The 17,119-nt window shown below is 45.5% G+C and carries 18 protein-coding genes; 11 read left to right on the top strand and 7 right to left on the bottom strand.

The annotated features are described in order from the left end of the window. Window positions 1-760: hypothetical protein (locus tag L2744_RS02045; RefSeq protein WP_248990483.1), on the bottom strand; the 760-nt coding region annotated here is incomplete at its 3' end. Between the two features lie 131 nt (window positions 761-891). Continuing rightward, on the bottom strand, window positions 892-1,923 hold the full coding sequence (gene pyrC, locus L2744_RS02040) for a dihydroorotase (protein WP_248990482.1): 1,032 nt from the start codon (window positions 1,921-1,923) through the stop codon (window positions 892-894). 352 nt (window positions 1,924-2,275) lie between these two features. On the opposite strand from pyrC, the gene L2744_RS02035 reads away from it, so the two are divergent. From L2744_RS02035 to L2744_RS01990, 10 genes are all read left to right on the top strand, one after another. Next, window positions 2,276-3,538 (top strand): efflux RND transporter periplasmic adaptor subunit, encoded by a 1,263-nt coding sequence (locus L2744_RS02035; protein WP_248990490.1) that lies wholly within the window; start codon window positions 2,276-2,278, stop codon window positions 3,536-3,538. Between the two features lie 119 nt (window positions 3,539-3,657). Beyond that, window positions 3,658-3,921 carry a hypothetical protein gene (locus tag L2744_RS02030; RefSeq protein WP_248990481.1) on the top strand — a complete coding sequence of 88 codons (264 nt, stop codon included), beginning with the start codon at window positions 3,658-3,660 and terminating at the stop codon, window positions 3,919-3,921. Window positions 3,922-4,019: 98 nt separating this feature from the next. After that, window positions 4,020-4,769: an ABC transporter ATP-binding protein gene (locus L2744_RS02025; RefSeq protein ID WP_248990480.1), complete on the top strand. Its 750-nt coding sequence runs from the start codon at window positions 4,020-4,022 to the stop codon at window positions 4,767-4,769. Between the two features lie 11 nt (window positions 4,770-4,780). Beyond that, complete coding sequence (locus L2744_RS02020; protein ID WP_248990479.1) at window positions 4,781-6,091, top strand: ABC transporter permease; 1,311 nt, start codon at window positions 4,781-4,783, stop codon at window positions 6,089-6,091. A gap of 10 nt (window positions 6,092-6,101) precedes the next feature. Continuing rightward, window positions 6,102-7,301 carry an FtsX-like permease family protein gene (locus L2744_RS02015; RefSeq protein WP_248990478.1) on the top strand — a complete coding sequence of 400 codons (1,200 nt, stop codon included), beginning with the start codon at window positions 6,102-6,104 and terminating at the stop codon, window positions 7,299-7,301. A 124-nt stretch (window positions 7,302-7,425) separates the two neighbouring features. Next, a complete protein-coding gene (locus L2744_RS02010; protein ID WP_248990477.1) occupies window positions 7,426-8,862 on the top strand; it encodes a sigma-54-dependent transcriptional regulator in 1,437 nt (478 codons plus the stop codon). A 17-nt stretch (window positions 8,863-8,879) separates the two neighbouring features. Further along, the gene (locus L2744_RS02005) at window positions 8,880-10,550 is read left to right on the top strand and encodes a sensor histidine kinase (RefSeq protein ID WP_248990489.1); all 1,671 of its coding nucleotides are present in this window, start codon (window positions 8,880-8,882) and stop codon (window positions 10,548-10,550) included. 307 nt (window positions 10,551-10,857) lie between these two features. Continuing rightward, complete coding sequence (locus L2744_RS02000; protein WP_248990476.1) at window positions 10,858-11,268, top strand: curli production assembly/transport protein CsgE; 411 nt, start codon at window positions 10,858-10,860, stop codon at window positions 11,266-11,268. A gap of 10 nt (window positions 11,269-11,278) precedes the next feature. Continuing rightward, window positions 11,279-11,674: a curli assembly protein CsgF gene (locus tag L2744_RS01995; RefSeq protein WP_248990475.1), complete on the top strand. Its 396-nt coding sequence runs from the start codon at window positions 11,279-11,281 to the stop codon at window positions 11,672-11,674. Further along, complete coding sequence (locus L2744_RS01990; RefSeq protein WP_248990474.1) at window positions 11,674-12,480, top strand: CsgG/HfaB family protein; 807 nt, start codon at window positions 11,674-11,676, stop codon at window positions 12,478-12,480. The genes L2744_RS01995 and L2744_RS01990 overlap by 1 nt, the downstream gene beginning before the upstream one ends. A gap of 108 nt (window positions 12,481-12,588) precedes the next feature. Here L2744_RS01990 and L2744_RS01985 read toward each other — a convergent pair whose 3' ends face one another. The 5 genes from L2744_RS01985 to L2744_RS01965 all read right to left on the bottom strand — a co-directional run bounded on the left by L2744_RS01985 (window position 12,589) and on the right by L2744_RS01965 (window position 16,475). Continuing rightward, on the bottom strand, window positions 12,589-12,849 hold the full coding sequence (locus L2744_RS01985; protein WP_248990473.1) for a helix-turn-helix domain-containing protein: 261 nt from the start codon (window positions 12,847-12,849) through the stop codon (window positions 12,589-12,591). Then, entirely contained in the window at window positions 12,849-13,409 is a 561-nt protein-coding gene (locus L2744_RS01980; RefSeq protein ID WP_248990472.1) for a DUF2975 domain-containing protein, read from the bottom strand. The genes L2744_RS01985 and L2744_RS01980 overlap by 1 nt, the downstream gene beginning before the upstream one ends. 2 nt (window positions 13,410-13,411) lie before the next feature. Then, window positions 13,412-14,269, bottom strand: coding sequence for an alpha/beta hydrolase (locus L2744_RS01975; RefSeq protein ID WP_248990471.1), 858 nt, complete (start codon window positions 14,267-14,269; stop codon window positions 13,412-13,414). A gap of 162 nt (window positions 14,270-14,431) precedes the next feature. Next, complete coding sequence (locus L2744_RS01970) at window positions 14,432-15,034, bottom strand: TetR/AcrR family transcriptional regulator (RefSeq protein WP_248990470.1); 603 nt, start codon at window positions 15,032-15,034, stop codon at window positions 14,432-14,434. 16 nt (window positions 15,035-15,050) lie between these two features. Continuing rightward, window positions 15,051-16,475, bottom strand: a complete 1,425-nt coding sequence (locus L2744_RS01965; RefSeq protein ID WP_248990469.1) for a coniferyl aldehyde dehydrogenase — start codon at window positions 16,473-16,475, stop codon at window positions 15,051-15,053. A gap of 218 nt (window positions 16,476-16,693) precedes the next feature. Here L2744_RS01965 and L2744_RS01960 point away from each other — a divergent pair, with 218 nt between their 5' ends. Further along, a complete protein-coding gene (locus L2744_RS01960) occupies window positions 16,694-17,077 on the top strand; it encodes a SpoIIAA family protein (protein WP_248990468.1) in 384 nt (127 codons plus the stop codon). Window positions 17,078-17,119: the final 42 nt, after the last annotated feature.

Below are 17,119 nucleotides of genomic sequence, written 5' to 3'. Positions count from 1 at the left end.
CTTCCACTAATTTATGCATAGGCCCTCCGGTGTGATGGGGTTTCTCTTGGTCGAAAGATCCGATCACTTGGAGGGCTATTAGTTCAAATTTTCTTATCCCGAGTTCAGGTTGATTAATAAAAATCGGTTCGGCAAAGGTTTCGTCAGTTACAAAACTGCCCATTTGTGCCAGCATTCTGCGGCGAGTGTCAAAGGTTTGTGCTAGTTGTGCTTCATCGGTGAGCTTATGTTCAAGCCATTGATTAATTGCCAATATACCCGTTTGTGGGCCTTTAAATTCGATACCTACATCTGTGCCAAACGTCAGCGGGCGATACTCAATATTTTCGTAGCTTTGCCATTTACCTCGGCTGAGTTTTGGCGTGGTTTCTAGCGGTAGATTGTAAGCATCGGCACCACAATCCTCGACCTTATCTGGGCTGATTTCTCGCTCAAGTTGCACAGGTAACGATTTACTCGCGCTATCTTTAAACCAATGGCCGCTCAGTTTTTGTGGTGTGACACTATCAAACTGCCAATTTCCGGTATTGCCTTCTTCTTTCCACAATTCATCTTGCTGCTCGAGTCTTATCGGCGTTAAGTAGCGCTGATAGTAATAACTGCCTGTTCCATATTGATTAAAACAAACTCTGACCTTGCTTTTACCTAACTGTCCCTGCCAGATCCCTGTGAGTTCATTGGCCGCAAAGGTCGGCAAAGAGATCGTGGCGCTCAGCAACAGGCTTGAAGATAAAACGGAGAATAACATCCTTGTGGGCATACTGATTTTCTCTTAAAAGGTGATAAGTAAGGGCCGTATTCTAAACGCTGGATACTGACCGATTGTGGATTAAAAATCAAAATCTGATAAAAAAGTCGCCCGTAGGCGACTTGATGTTAAAGACTTAAGGCTTATTTAACTTGCCAATCAATGGCTTCTCCAGCACGAATAGGCACTACGTTAGTATCGCCCAACGGGTAAGTTGCGGGGATATCCCATGACTTTTTGACCAGCGTGATGGTATCGGCATTGCGTGGCAGATGGTAAAAATCTGGGCCATTAAAGCTGGCGAAGGCTTCGAGTTTATCCAGCGCATTGACCGACTCAAACACTTCGGTATACAGCTCAATGGCGGCGTGGGCCGTGTAGGAGCCCGCGCAGCCACAGGCGGCTTCTTTCTTATCTTTAGCGTGGGGCGCCGAATCTGTACCGAGGAAAAACTTCTTGCTGCCGCTTGCCGCAGCCGCTAATAACGCCTGCTGGTGGCTGTTGCGTTTTAAAATCGGCAGGCAGTAAAAATGTGGGCGAATACCGCCAGCTAGCATGTGGTTGCGGTTATACAGTAAGTGATGCGCTGTGATGGTCGCGGCCACATTATCAGAGGCTTGGGTGACAAAATCGACCGCATCTTTAGTGGTGATATGTTCAAGCACGATTTTAAGCGCGGGGAAATCGGCGACAATTTTACTTAAGATATTTTCAATGAAGACACGCTCACGGTCGAAAATATCAATCGCTGAATCTGTGACTTCACCGTGGACTAAAAACAGCATGCCGACTTCTTGCATGGCTTGGAGTACGGGATAGATGTTTTTAACATCGGTCACGCCGGAATCTGAGTTAGTCGTCGCGCCCGCAGGGTAGAGTTTAGCTGCGACAATTTTACCCGAAGCTTTGGCCTTGCGGATTTCATCTGGGCTGGTTTTGTCGGTTAAATACAACACCATCAAAGGTTCGAACTGTGAGCTCGCGGGCACCTGCGCTTTAATGCGATCGTAATAGGCCAGTGCGGTTTCGGTATCGATAGCGGGTGGCACTAAGTTTGGCATGATGATGGCGCGGCCCATATAGCGGCTGATGTCGCGCGCAGTATCTTTAAGCTGGGCGCCGTCTCTTAAATGAATATGCCAGTCGTCTGGGCGAGTGATTGTTATTGTGGTCATAGGGTTTGGTCTTTTGATCGTTTTTGCTGCGAGGGTGGCAGGATCTTATGTGGCAAGGATTTTACTGTAAAGGGAAACTCGGCTTTTTCGACTAATAAATCGAGGTCCTAGGTTTTAGCTTCTAGGAACCGCTTTTCTCAATCGGACACTTTTCATTTCACTGCTGCGGACACTTTTAAATAAAGCTCCAGTGTCCGCGGACACTTTCAGCGGTGAGTTTTGCTTAACAGTTTGAAAATAAATGTTTTTACTTGTTTGGCATAGGCTTTGCTATCTCTATGGTAGAGATTTCCAATAGTGTCCGTTGATGCGTTCCGGCACTGATGATCCCAACAGAGAAGCGAGCCAAGCGATGATTAAAGATACTAGCGGCCAAGATACTGTACTTGTGCCATCGACCATTAAACGTCTTAAGTTACCTCTGTTGATTGGCGGTTGCGCCTTATTAGTCAGCGCCTTAGTGTGGGCGAGTTTAGGCTCTGATAATGTAAGCAAATCCCTTAGCCGCAGCGATATCACTACGGCAACACTCTATATGGGGACATTAACCCGCGATGTGGCGACCACAGGTAAAATCGTGGCGGCCAATGCGCCGATTTTGTATAGCACAGAGGAAGGAACCGTCACTCTGCTCAGTAATCCTGGCGATACCGTCAAAAAAGGCGATGTGGTCGCCAAACTCGATAGTCCAAGACTCACTAACCAGTTAGAGCAAGCCAAGTCCGTACTAGCAGGAATGGAGAGTGCATTAGAGCGCGCTAAGTTGGATGCGAGACGCGATCAATTACAAGCTTATCAAACCTTAGATATGGCAACGGTCGATCTTGAAGCGGCCGATAGGGAAAGCCGACGCGGAGAGCTGCTTATTCAAAGTCAACTTATTGGTCAGATTGATTATGAAAAGGGCAAAGATGATTTACACAAAGCCAAGCTGAAGTTTAAGCATGCACAGCAGGAAGTGGCGTTAACGAAAGATACGTTAACCTTTGAAATTAAAAACAAAGCGTTAGAAGTTGAGCGTCAGGCCCTTGCGGTACGCGAGCTAGAACGCCAAGTCGATGCCTTGAATATTGTCGCACCCGTTAACGGCATTATCGGTAACTGGATCACTGAGCAGAAAACCCGTCTTAGCGCCAATCAACCGATTTTAACCGTCGTTGATTTAAGTGCCTATGAGGCCGAGTTAGCCGTGCCTGAGTCCTATGCGGATGATCTGGGTTTAGGCATGGAAGTCGAGTTGAGTTTTGGCAGTATTAAGTTAATGGGCAAGTTATCGTCCATCTCCCCTGAAGTGCGTAACCGTGAAGTGACCGCTAGGGTGCAATTTGACCAAAGCGACAGCCTAACACTGCGCCAGAATCAACGCATCTCGGCCCGAGTCTTGTTAGAGCACAGACCCAATGTTCTTATGGTAAAACGTGGCGCCTTTATGACTAGCGGCGGTGGCGATGAGACTTACCAAGTCGAGGGTGATTTAGCCAGTCGCCGTCAGATTAAACTCGGCAGTACCAGCCTGAGCCAAGTGGAAGTGCTCGATGGCGGCAAAGCAGGAGATGAGTGGGTGATTTCGAGCCTCGAGCCCTTTAATAGTGCAGAGCAGGTCAGAATTCATTGATACCGATATTCGTAAATGACTAAAAACGATGTGATGAATTTAACCGCCTAGTGACTATTTGTAGTGACTCGCAGTAGTAACAAGAAACACGGCGGCATAGACAAGAAAAGGAGCCGGATATGCGTGATAAACAATTTGATATCAGTGTATTGATGTCATCCAAAATGTTTGGAGTACTGGCCTTATTGTTACTGGTAGTTGCGGTGGAATTGAGTATCGGTGAGCCCAATAGCTGGTTCTTCCTCGGACTGAATTTGCTGGAATGGACCAATCCTTTGGGTGAGGTTCACCAAGTGGGTGAGGTTTCTATCGAAACCGCCAATGTTATGCAGCGTGCCCTCGTGTGGCTTTTAGAGTGTGTTGTCGAGCCATTCTTTGGCTGATGAAGGCTCGCTGCTCATGGTAGTGCATGAGTCGATGCCTAAGGTGTAGACGCAGAGTCTGGGCGCAAAATAGATTTGATTATTTAAAGGAAATTAGCATGTTATCAATGAAGAACGTGAGCAAGGTTTTTAAAACGGATTTAGTGGAAACCCACGCCCTGCGCGATTTTAATCTCGAGGTAAACGAAGGTGAGTTTGTGGCCGTCACCGGGCCTTCTGGCTCGGGTAAAACGACTTTCCTAAATATCGCGGGTTTACTCGAAGGTTTTACCCACGGTGACTATTTTCTCGATGGGATTAACGTGTCTAACTTGAGCGATAACAAGAGCGCCACTATCCGTAATGAGAAAATTGGCTTTATTTTCCAAGGCTTTAACTTAATTCCTGATCTTAACTTGGCAGAAAATATCGAAGTGCCGCTGCGCTACCGTGGTTTTAATGCCAAGGAGCGTCAACGTCGTGTACAAGAGGCATTAGAGCAAGTTGGTCTCGCATCTCGCCTTAAACATTTACCCACTCAGTTATCGGGTGGACAACAACAAAGGGTGGCAATTGCCCGCGCTTTGGCTGGTGAGCCTCGTTTCCTACTCGCCGACGAACCTACGGGGAACCTCGATAGCCTAATGGCGCGTCAAGTGATGGAGTTACTTGAGAATATCAATCAAGCGGGCACGACCATTATTATGGTGACGCACGATCCTGAACTTGCTCGCCGCGCCCAACGCAACATTCAAATTGTCGATGGCCAAGTGTGTGACTTTACTATGTATCATCAAGGTTATCGACATGTCAGTGACATCAATGCTGCGACTGATATCGACAAACTTGTCGCCAACGCCGACCGTTAAGGATATGCATTATGTTCTTTTATTATGTTGATTTAGCTTGGCGCAGCATTAAGAAAACGCCAGTGTTGTCGCTGTTGATGGTGTTGGCGATTTCCATTGGTATCGGTATCACTATCACCACGTTAAACGTGTACAAGATGATGTCATTTAATCCTGCGGGTGAACGCTCTGATGAGTTAAATGCGGTACAGCTTTGGAGCCAAGGTCCTGATTCTTGGGATGAGTTTAACTCGTTAGTGACTTACCAAGACGTGATGAATCTGCGCAACAATACCTTACCTAAACGCCAAGCTGCGATGTTTCGCACTGGGATGGCAGTGCAAACGGAGGATGCCAATTTTGCACCTATTTTAGAAAGCATTCGGGTGACGGACAGTGACTTTTTTAAGCTGTTTGACGTACCATTTTTGTACGGTAGCGTGTGGGATAAATCCGTCGACACTGAACCTGCTTATCAAGTGGTGATTAACGATAAACTCAATCAAAAGTTGTTTGCGGGTCAAAACAGTGTTGGCAAAGTTATCTATCTTAATCGTAAACCTTATCAAGTGGTTGGGGTGATTGAAGCCTGGGATCCTAAGCCTAAATATTATGATCCCACTAACGGTGCCTTTAACGACACGGACCAAATTTTTGTGCCGTTTTCGCTGACGCCTATCGAAGAGTTTGATATATGGGGTAACACTTCGGGTTGGAAGTTTGAGACGATGAATAGTTACAGCGATCGCCTTAACTCTGAAAAAGTGTGGTTGCTGTATTGGGTTGAGTTGCCAAATAAAGACGCAGTAGCCAGTTACCGTTCTTGGCTCAGCAATTATGTGGCGGAGCAAAAAGCCCTGGGCCGTTTTACGGATACTAAATCTGCCGCTGACTCAGTCAAAGTCTCCGATGTGGCGACTTGGCTTGAATACAATCATGTGGTGCCCGAAGACAATAAAATCTTAGTTGGTTTGAGCGTGCTGTTTTTAAGTGTTTGTTTAGTCAACATACTAGGTTTGATGCTGACTAAGTTCCTCAAGCGAGCGCCCGAAGTGGGTGTACGCCGCGCTATTGGTGCTAGCCGTGGTCAAATCTTCGCTCAATATATGGTTGAAGTGGGCATGATTGGCTTATTCGGTGGTTTGCTGGGACTGGCTTGGGCCTACGCTTCGCTTTATGGCTTATCGGCACAGTTTGAGGTCTCTAAGGGTTTAACCCATTTATCGGCGAGTATGTGGATTATCACCCCAAGTATTGCGGTAGGCACAGCCTTGTTGGCTGGCTTGTATCCAGCATGGGTTGTGTGTCGCACTAAACCTAGCGTTTATCTGAAAAGCCAGTAAGGGACTCATTATGTTGCATATTAAACCTATTCTCAGCAGTTTATTGCGTAGTAAAAGCGGCCCAATCTTACTGCTTATTCAGATTATCTTGTCTGTGGCGATTGTGGCGAATGCGAGCTTTATTATTCAAGAGCGTTTAGCCCTGATGCAGCGTGATTCGGGGATTAAAGAGTCAGAAGTCTTGACCTTTAGCTTGTTCAACTTCGATCCATTGATTGATAAAACCGCGCAAAACAAAATTGATCAGCAAATTTTGCGGGGGCTACCCAATGTGATTGATGCGACCTCAACCAATATGTTGCCGTTAAGCGGTGGCGGCTGGTCGAGCACGTTAAAGCTGGGGCCAGATCCTGATAGCACTAAATCGACACCGCAATTTGCCATGTATTTAGGGACAGATCACACCATTGAGACCTTAGGCCTTAAGCTGATTGAGGGACGTAACTTTTACCCCCATGAACTTAAGGATAGCCTCGATAGCCCTAGCCGATTAGCGATCATCTCCAGCGTGTTAGCGAAAGCCATCTGGCCAGATGAATCCGCACTTGGCAAAGTATTGTACGAAGGTAAGGATGCGCAGATCACTGTGATTGGCGTAGTCGAAAAACTGCAAGGCGCGTGGATTGACAGTTCTAGCCTTGAAAATAGTGTGATTCAAAATGTGGATTATGGCAGCAGTTCTTACATGGTACGGGCCAAATCTGAGTTTCACGCCGAGCTTAAAGACGCGATAAAAAAAGCGCTGCTGGCCGAGAATCCAAACCGAGTGCTCGATGGATTTAAGTCAATCGAGGCCTTAAAAGATAGCTCATATCGCGATCATAAATTGATGATTACTGTGTTAACTATGATGGTGGTGTTGCTGCTGCTGATCACCTCGCTCGGTTTAACGGGCATGGTGATGTTTAATATTCAGCGCCGCACTAAGCAGATAGGTACCCGCCGCGCATTGGGTGCTAAAAAGCGCAATATTATCAGTTACTTCCTCGTGGAGAACTATTTGATTTGCTTAGCGGGAGGCGTGCTGGGTGGTTTGTTAGCGATACAGTTGGGGCAACAGTTAATGAAAATTTATAGCTTGCCTATGTTGGAGTTAAGTTATCCATTATTCACTGTGGCAGGCTTATTCATTGTCACCACGCTAGCGGTTTACTTGCCGGCGCGTAAGGCGGCAAATATTTCGCCAGCAACCGCCACTCGCAGCGTATAGCGGAATATTTGATGTCACTCAAGGTACGATAAAAGCTCGACAAAAGTGCGATAACAATAGGATGTTATTGCACTTTTTGTTACTTTACCGTTAACGGGTTTTACTTAGGACAGAACTCACACTTATGGATACCATCCTTATCGTCGATGACAATCATGCTATCTGCCAAGCGCTAGGTTTGATGCTAGAACTCAATGATTATCGGGTGCTGACTTGCCATAACCCTGAAGAAGCCCTTGGGTTACTGACGACTCAGGAAGTCGATCTCGTCATTCAAGATATGAACTTTACCCGAGATACCACTTCGGGCGAGGAAGGTCGGCAGCTTTTTTATGCTCTTCGCGAACGCCAAGCGGATCTGCCTATCATTCTGATGACGGCATGGACTCAGCTCGAAACGGCGGTCGAACTGGTTAAAGCGGGCGCGGCCGATTATATGGGTAAACCCTGGGACGACGCTAAGTTACTCAATAGCATCACAAACCTGATTGCGCTCTATAAACTCTCCCGTGCCAATCATCGCCTCGAGCGGGTTAATCATCAACGCCAAGTGGCGATAGCCGATGCGGATCTCTGCGGTATCGTATTTGGCAGTGGGGCGATGCAACGTTGTATTGATTTAGCCTTGCAACTGGCGCGCTCCGATGTATCAGTGTTGATCACGGGTCCCAATGGTGCGGGAAAAGACAAACTCGCCGATATTCTCCACGCCAATTCGCCGCTCAAAAACAAACCCTTTATCAAGGTCAATGTCGGTGCCTTGCCTATGGACTTGTTAGAGGCCGAGCTGTTTGGCGCCGAGGCGGGCGCCTTTACTGGCGCGACCAAAGTACGTATTGGCCGCTTCGAGGCGGCTGATGGTGGCACATTGTTTTTAGATGAAATCGGTAATTTACCGCTCTCGGGACAAGTAAAGTTATTGCGAGTGCTACAGACTGGCGAGTTTGAGCGCTTAGGTAGTCATAAAACCTTGAAAGTTAAGGTGCGAGTGATCAGTGCGACCAATGCGGATCTGGCTCAAGATATTGCCGAAGGGCGTTTTCGTGAAGATTTATTCTACCGTTTAAATGTCATTGAGCTGGCATTACCGCCACTGAATCAACGAACCGATGATATTTTACCTTTAGTACAACACTTTATCGGCTCCGAGTTTAGCCTGAGTAAACCCGCATTGCAGGCGTTATTGCACCACCGCTGGCCGGGGAATGTGCGCGAGCTTGAAAACGCCTGCAAGCGAGCCGTGTTATTGGCGCAAAGTCGCGTGCTGACCGAAACCGACTTTGGTTTAGCGCCCATTACGTGTGCGATTAGTACTTCATCATCCCACAGTATACAAACTCAGTCGGAAATGGGATTGCAGTACTCTAAGCCAGTTTATGCTTCCACTCCCACCCCCGTTAATGCCACATTTTCCAATGAGCCGGTAGAGGTGAGCCGAGAGGAAATCGAAGCGGCACTGAGTCTGCATAAGGGCGTGATTGCGAGAGTGGCAAAATCCCTTGGACTTAGCCGTCAGGCACTATACCGTCGTATGGATAAATTTGGTTTAGCGCGCGAGTAAGGTAGGCAAAAATGAAGCTGTTACTCCGAACTAAACTAATCATTTATTCAATGGCTTGCTGCGCTTTTGGTGTTTTGCTGAGCTTTGGCGTAGCGAAATATCTGTCCCCTACGCCAAAGGAAGTAGAAGACTCAATCCACATTGATATTCCTGCGGTCGATGTGCCACCGATTGATCTTTCTCAGCTTGAAAAAACCGTATCTTCAATAGAGCTAGCGCTTAAAAATACTGAGCAATTTCAACAGGCATTATCAACTCAGCAACGCGTTACAACCGAGCAGATTAAAAATGAATTAAAAAAGCTTGAACAACTTAAGCAAGAGCAGCTACATCTAAAACTTTACGCATTAGAACAACTTAAAGAAGGGCAGTTTAATCCTGCACCACATATTGTCATCCCCCGTATTGAGTCACTTTCTATTCTTCCCCCAAAAATTCCCGCTGCAATGGCTGTGGATGAAAATACCGCGTTCTTGTCTATTGATAGTTGGTTAATTGGAATATTACTCGCCTGCGGTGCCTGTGGTTTAGGCATTGCTTGGTTAACTCGGCATCTCGGCCGTAGTTTAGATTCCCTCGAAGTTGGCTTGCTAAATTTTAGTGATAACGACTTTAGCGTAAGTATTCCCGAACATGGCGAAGGGCAACTCAAAGCGTTAGCGCAGTTATTTAACCATAGCGCCGCTAAATTGCGCCAAGAAAGGCAATATATTTACCAGCGTGAGTTATTGCTGGATAAGGTCATTCAAAGTTCTCCCAATGTGATGTTACTACTGGACGATCATCAACGGCTCATTTACGCCAACGATGCGGCGCGTCATCTATTTCATAAAAAGGGCAGAATGGAAGGCTTGAGCCTTGACGAATTGCTGGTGGACTTGCCTGAGGTATTAGCTTTAGCGCTTAAACATGAAAAGAACGGACTCTTTGCCATGGGCGAAGATGATGTAGAAACTTGGTATTTGAGTCGTGGTCAATTTTTATTGAATAACCAGCAGCATAACTTGATTTTACTCAAGCAGATGACCCGCGAGTTAAATCGCCAAGAGGTGGCAGTGTGGAAGAAAGTGATCCGCATTATTAGCCACGAGCTTAATAATTCTGTGGCGCCCATTGCTTCAATGGTTAATTCGGGCCGTCTGCTCACCAAAGATATGGATAATCCTAGGTTGAAGTTGATTTTCGATACTATAGAGAGTCGCACTAACCATTTAAGTCAATTTATTTTCAACTATGCACGCTTCGCTAAGTTACCACTCCCACAGCGCCGTCAGGTGAATTGGGCGCAATTTACCACCCAGTTAACCCAGCATTATCCCTTTAAACTTAAGGATGATTTACCTGAAGTCGATGGTTATTTCGATCAAGGACAGATGGAGCAAGTGCTACTCAATTTACTTAAAAATGCCCATGAATCTGGCTCAAAACCTGAGGATGTAACGCTGTCGATTCGATATCAAACCTTAGTGGATGGTGCAGGTTTCAGTATTGCGATTGAGGATCGCGGTACAGGTATGTCTGGCGAAGTATTAGAGCAGGCGCTGCTGCCATTTTACTCCACAAAACAATCGGGTACTGGCTTAGGTTTACCTCTGTGCCGTGAAATTATCGAAGCCCACGATGGCAGTATCAGCATGCATAATCGTAGCGACGGTGGCCTATTGGTACGATTATGGCTGCCACAATAATTCAAGCTCCCTGTGTTATTGACTCTAAACATAAAAATGCGACGCTCGGGTCGCATTTTTATTGTCTATCTCACTCGCTCGTTTGTCGCGTAATTCCTATCCCCACCGGCCTCTTAGCATATTAGCCAAATGGGCTATTTTTGTATTTTTACCTTAGCTCTTCGGGCTAATTTGCCCCCCAGCGTAATGACGGGAGATCTTTAACCCTGTTAACCTGCTTTATCGAAAATTTGCACTAAAACTCACCTTGTTCTAACAGAGGTTAGCGCGGTTTTTAAGGTTCGATTAAAAGGTTAAGGAGGGATAAGTGAAACAGTTAAAACAGTGTCTGCTGACCTGCGTTTTATGCCCATTCCTGCTACTGGCTTCCCCTATCACTATTGCCGATAACGACATTGAAATTAGTGGCTTAGTGATAGATAGAACCTTGACTCGGTTTGGTAAGGACTTTGGCTTTTACTACTCAAGCTATTGGCGCGAGCTGCCCTTTACCCAAGGCTTTAACGTCACTCTGTATGAGACAGTGTTTCCACAGGCAGGAACCGTTTTAACTCTAGAGGTAAACGGGACTCGGATTTACACCACTCATTTTGGTCGTCGTGCAAACCCGATTAAAGAGAGTGCAGAGCAGGCGATTTTGCTCACGATTGATTATTTAGCGCAAGTCAGAGCCAATGCAATAACAGGTGATTTTTCAGGAACATCGGACGACTTTTAGGATAATAATAATGATATACAGGACGTTACTTGCCCTTGTCACTTTATGTGTGGCAAGCAGTGGTCTAGCCACTGAATTGATTTACACGCCAATTAATCCCAGTTTTGGCGGCAATCCGCAAAATGGGGCTTTTTTATTAAATAAGGCTCAAGCGCAGAACGACAATAAATCCAGCTCGACCGAGAAGGATTTTGTCACCCGTTTTAAAGAATCCCTAGAGCGTAACATCATCAACTCGATCACGCGTGGCGTTGCCGATGGTGAAATCACCGATGGTGTTTACGATACCGGTGATTTTCGCATTGAAGTGGCTTCTACGGGAAATGGCGTGATGCTGACGATTACTAATACTGAAACCGGTGAAATCACTGTGATTGAAATGCCGACATTCGGAGGAGTCAACTAATGGCCCGTCTAGTGTTAGTGAGTTTATTATTGTTAAGTGTGTCGGCCTGTAGCTTGATCTCCAAACCCGATTTAAATATCACGGCTGCTGAGGTTAATTCCCTAAGTGAAGTGATGCGTGGGCTGCAAACTCAACCTGGACCTAAGTTTCCTATTCCTGTAGCCGTGTATTCCTTTCGCGATCAAACGGGGCAATATAAGCCACAGGTTAACGTGAGTTCGTTTTCGACCGCAGTGACTCAGGGCGCGACATCGATGTTGATGCAGACCTTGCTCGACTCTAAATGGTTTACGCCAGTGGAGCGTGAAGGGCTGCAAAACCTGCTCACCGAGCGCAAGATCAGCAACAAGCAGAGCGGTACTAAGGGCGATGAAGTGCCCGTATTATCCACGGCCAGATTGCTACTCGAAGGTGGCGTCATTAGTTATGAGACCAACACTAGTACAGGCGGTAGCGGTGTCGAATACTATGGCATTGGCGCATCGGAAATGTACCGTGAAGATCTGGTGACCATTTATCTGCGTGCCGTGGATGTGCACACAGGTAAAGTGATGATGTCGGTCTCGACCAGCAAACGGGTCTTGTCCCAAGAAATGCGTGCGGGCTTGTTCCGTTACACGAGTTTAAATCGACTCGCCGAGGCCGAAGTCGGTTTTACCACCAACGAGCCAGTGCAATTTTGTGTGTTGCAGGCCATCGAACTTGCCGTTGCTGAGCTGATTGATAAAGGAATCAAACAAGGCTACTGGAGCCCAACTCAAGTCGCCCAGCCAGCCGAAAAAGCCCAAGAACTGAGTCAAAATTAATGTTTATGTCAAGTTTCTTTTGGTAGTGTTTTGCCAAAGAAACTTTAGCTTTAATGACGTAAAATTTAACTCGTCAATACAGCTATTCCTTTTGACTAAATAACCGAGCTAAGTGGCTCGGTTTTGTTTTAAGGCAATCTCGTCTTGCTCATCTTCGAATGTGGGATCATCGTTGTAGATCAATATATCACCAGGCTGGCATTGTAGGTGTCGGCAGATGGCTTCAAGGGTGGAGAAGCGAATCGCTCGGGCTCTACCGGCCCTTAAAATAGATAAATTTTGTGGGGTAATGCCAATTGCAGCCGCTAACTCAGTCGATTTCATCTTACGTTTTGCGAGTTGCACATCGAGTTCAATAATAATTGCCATTAGATAGTTAGCTCTTGCTCTGACTGTATCTCGGCTCCCTGACGCATCACTTCGGCGATAACACTAATAATAAAACCAGTGAGCAACATAGTAATATCGCTATCATTGATGCCAATACTACGAGGGAGTCCCGCATCTGTATGGAGAGTGTTAATTATCGTAGTCAATATCGGAGGGTAAAAGAGTACCATAATAAATTGACCAATTAAGGCCCAGCCTATGTATTGAAAGCAGCGAATATTGGCCTCGGCAAAAATTAATCCTCGTTGGTATAGTTTAAAAAGCTTAATTAACATGCAGTTAATTATGATTAAGGGAATGATTTGCCATACACCAAGTAGTAGCACAGCGTTGAATCCCGCTTGGGTTAGTTGTTCGGCTAATGTTTGCCAGCTTCCTTCAATACTGAGCCCGAGCCAGACATTCATTTGCTTGGGCTCACCGAAGTGTAATTGGCCATTCGTATTAAATATCGCTATCGCTAAACTCAATAATATGGAGCCTAAGCTAAAATACAGAACTACAGTGATAAAACGGCTTAAACGTTTAATTTTATTCATAGTTATTTTGCCTGCTTATAGAGAATGCTGTGAATAAATGCTTGGTAATGTTTAGAGAAGTCGGGACTCAACATAGCGTTGCCGTGACCTTTATTAGGCACTATGTATAGCTGCTTATTAGTGGATTTCGACTGGGCAAATAAGGCTTCTGAAAGTGCTTTGGGTGTCGTATTGTCATTTTCTCCCACTATAACTAATAATGGCTCTGTATAATTAGCGACACATACAAGGTTATTGATGTTAGCTAGTTTATCGTTCAGTTGAAAATCAATAAAAGGGGTTGCATACCAAGGTATTTGTTTGTCAATCATATCCTTAACTGTTGTAAGAGAACCTTCGAGTACCAAACCATCGAGGGGTCTCTGGTTTGATAAATTTCCCGCTATCATACTGCCAAGGGATAGACCATGGACAATGATAGGTAGTTGCGAGAGTTCAGGTTGTGACTTGACAAAGTCATACACGCTTTCAGCATCCTGCTTGAGTGTTTCTATATTGGGGGAGCCCTGACTCATGCCGTAACCTCTGTGGTCGACTATCAACAAATTATTATCAAATTGGCTTAGGGTTGTTGCTACATCTGCTCCGTTCGTATTGATTCTAAATTCATTGCCACCAAAATAAATAAGGGTGAATTTAGCATTTTTCTGTGTGATTAATACGCCACCTAATTGGATACCATCACTTGCCTTAATGTGGATTTGGGAGAGTTGTAGTTGCCGACCACTTTTGTCCAGTAAGCTTTGGGTGATTGCTTTATCTGGGTTTAAAAAGTGACTTTCAGTGACATTTATACTCTGGCAAGCAGTGATGCTCGCAACCAAGATGAAACCGCATATAAGCTGAATGATATATTGCATTGATGTTCCCTTTCACAAATGTTGATATGAATATGGGAATTAATATAGGAAGTAACTTAGTGATAGTCAATCATAAGTTATCGTTTATCGATGATTTTTAATGAAACTTAAACCGAGTTACGACACATGCTAATTGCTTTCGGTAGGTAAAGTGCAGCACGGTTAGCTTTGCATAGCCTTCCAAAACAGCTCAAAACTGGCATTTCGGTAGTCTTTATTGGTGCCCAATTGTGGATTGTCGATAAAGAATCGTGTTGCTGCTAGGTATTGACCATGACAGTTTTCTAGCATCAATTCCACTGGATAATGGGCGATTAATCCCATCATTTGTCCCTGTTTAATGAGTTCGCTAATAAAGCCTAAGATGCTGTTCATCGCTTGATCGCGCACCTTGGGGGTAATCATGGGTGACATTGAATATTGCTGAAAAAACAGCTGTTTGACGGGGTTAGCCAGTGACCAATCTATCGCACTTTGCCATAGCTGCATGGCATTGTGTTTAAGATCGTTGCCCTTATGGATGTTTAACAGTAAAGCATCGGCAAACTCTTGTTTTATTGTCAGGAATAAACATTCCATCAAGGCTTCCTTGGAGGGGAAGTGATGGAATAAAGTGCCCGTTGCTACGCCGGCTTGCTTAGCGATAGATGCGGTCGAAGTACCATGAAATCCTTGGCTAACAAAGAGCGTCAAGGCAGTATCGAGAATGGCTTGGCGTTTATCCTTTATTATTTCTATAGGCTGGGTTGTTACTGGCTTATTCAAGATTTATCCCCAATGACTAGCGCAAGAATAGTTTCATCAACATACGTTGGATAAACGTGCCGTAGGGTGGGTGCACAAACTTACCTGTGTTGAATCGGCCACGGCTGAGTACGGTTTTAGCGTGGCTGAAGGTCAAAAAGCCTTCTTTGCCATGGTAATGCCCCATACCCGATGACCCTATACCTCCAAAGGGCGCATCGTCGGCCGCGACATGGAACACGGTTTCATTGATACAAACGCCGCCAGAATGGGTCTGCTGGAGGATTTTTTGCTGAGTTGGCTCATCGAAACTCATCACATAAAGGGCTAAAGGTCTTGCCCTGTGGTTGATATATTGAATCGCTTCCTCTAAGGAGTTGTAGCCAATAATCGGCAGTAATGGGCCAAATATTTCCTCCTGCATCAATAGCATGTCTTCACTGGTGTTCGTTATCAACTGAGTCGCAATTTTGCGGTTTTGGCTATCTATGGCTTCGTTAGTTGCCGAAATGACACGGGCACCCTTAGCTTTGGCATCGTCAAGTACTGTCATAAGGCGGTCAAACTGACGTGTATTAATGATGCAGCCATAGTCCTGATTGTGGTTAATCGCGCCGTACATGGATTTAAACTTAGCTTGGTAGGCCGCGATAAAATCATCCACCTTGGCTTTAGGACAAAGCACATAATCAGGGGCGACACAGATTTGCCCTGCATTTAGGCACTTACCGTAAATCATTCGTTCTACTGCTATCTCAAGCGGCATATCGGGGGCGATAATTACGGGTGATTTACCGCCCAGTTCGAGTGTCACGGGTGTGAGGTTATTCGCGGCGGCCCGCATCACATGGCGGCCAACTGTGGTCGAGCCTGTAAAGAGTAAATGATCGAAGGGCAGGGCAGAAAATTCGGCAGCAATATCGGCTTCACCTTCAACAACGGCGACATGGGATTCATCAAACACTTGGGCTAAGAGTTGTTTTATCACTCTATTTGTTGCTGGGGTAAATTCAGACATTTTGAGCATGGCATGATTACCTGCGGCAATGGCGGTGACTAGCGGGCCAATTGACAGCATGACGGGGAAATTCCACGGCACGATAATGCCGATAACCCCCAAAGGTTGATAATGGACTGTGACCTTGGCGGGCGCGAGTAAAATTCCCGCATGGCGATGGCTGGGTTTAAGCCACTTTTTGAGGTTCTTTAGGGTGTAATTGATGTTATTGATGACGGGCATAATGTCTGATATTAGGCTGTCATCCTTGGATCTATGACCATAATCTTGGCTTAATGCCTCAACCAAAGGGGTTTGGAACTGTAATATAGCCGCTTTAAGCCGCGTTAGTTGCTCAACTCGTACACTGTAATCGGAATTGGGGTTTGTTAAGTAACAGCTGCGTTGACATTGGAGCAACTGGGTCAGTGGCGAGATATTCGTGGTACCTGTGGCCATATTCATTATTGTTGCTCCAAGTGTAAAGTGTGTATTAGCGGCAAAATGCATGGTTGATTTTTAATTTACCACGCAGTTATAGATAAACCGACTGATTAGTCGGTTTATCCTAGTTGGCTTAGTGAGTCAGTGCAAGTTATCTGGTGTATTTATGAGCAAGATCACGGCTTATTGTGGACTTAGCTTCTACACTAATATGGGTGGTTTTTATACAGGGAGGATGTATGGCTTTGTTAAAACACGGAATTTCTATTGGTATTGAGCGCTATGGTGATGATGATTTTTTTGTTGCCTTTAAAGCCATCGGCACATTAACCCATCAAGACTACGAAATGATGGTACCTGTGCTGGAGTCAGCTTTAGAGGGGGTAAAAGATCCCGATATTTATGCCTTAGTGGATGTCACTGAATTGGAAGGCTTGGAACTACAGGCCGCGTGGGATGATCTAAAACTAGGAGTGAAGCACGTTCGCCACTTTGAAAAAATAGCCATAGTAGGTAAGACAACCCTTCAGGAGGTTATGGCGAAATTAGCAAATTGGTTTACACCTGCACAGGTGAAGTTTTTTGTCGATAAAGACGATGCCGTTGCTTGGCTTAAAGACTAAGCAGTTAAAACCAACAAGATAATCCATACGCGCCATATAAGG

Source organism: Shewanella profunda, assembly GCF_023283765.1.
In the GTDB taxonomy this organism is placed as follows: Bacteria; Pseudomonadota; Gammaproteobacteria; order Enterobacterales; family Shewanellaceae; genus Shewanella; species Shewanella profunda.
This window is presented reverse-complemented; position numbering and strand designations above follow the sequence as displayed.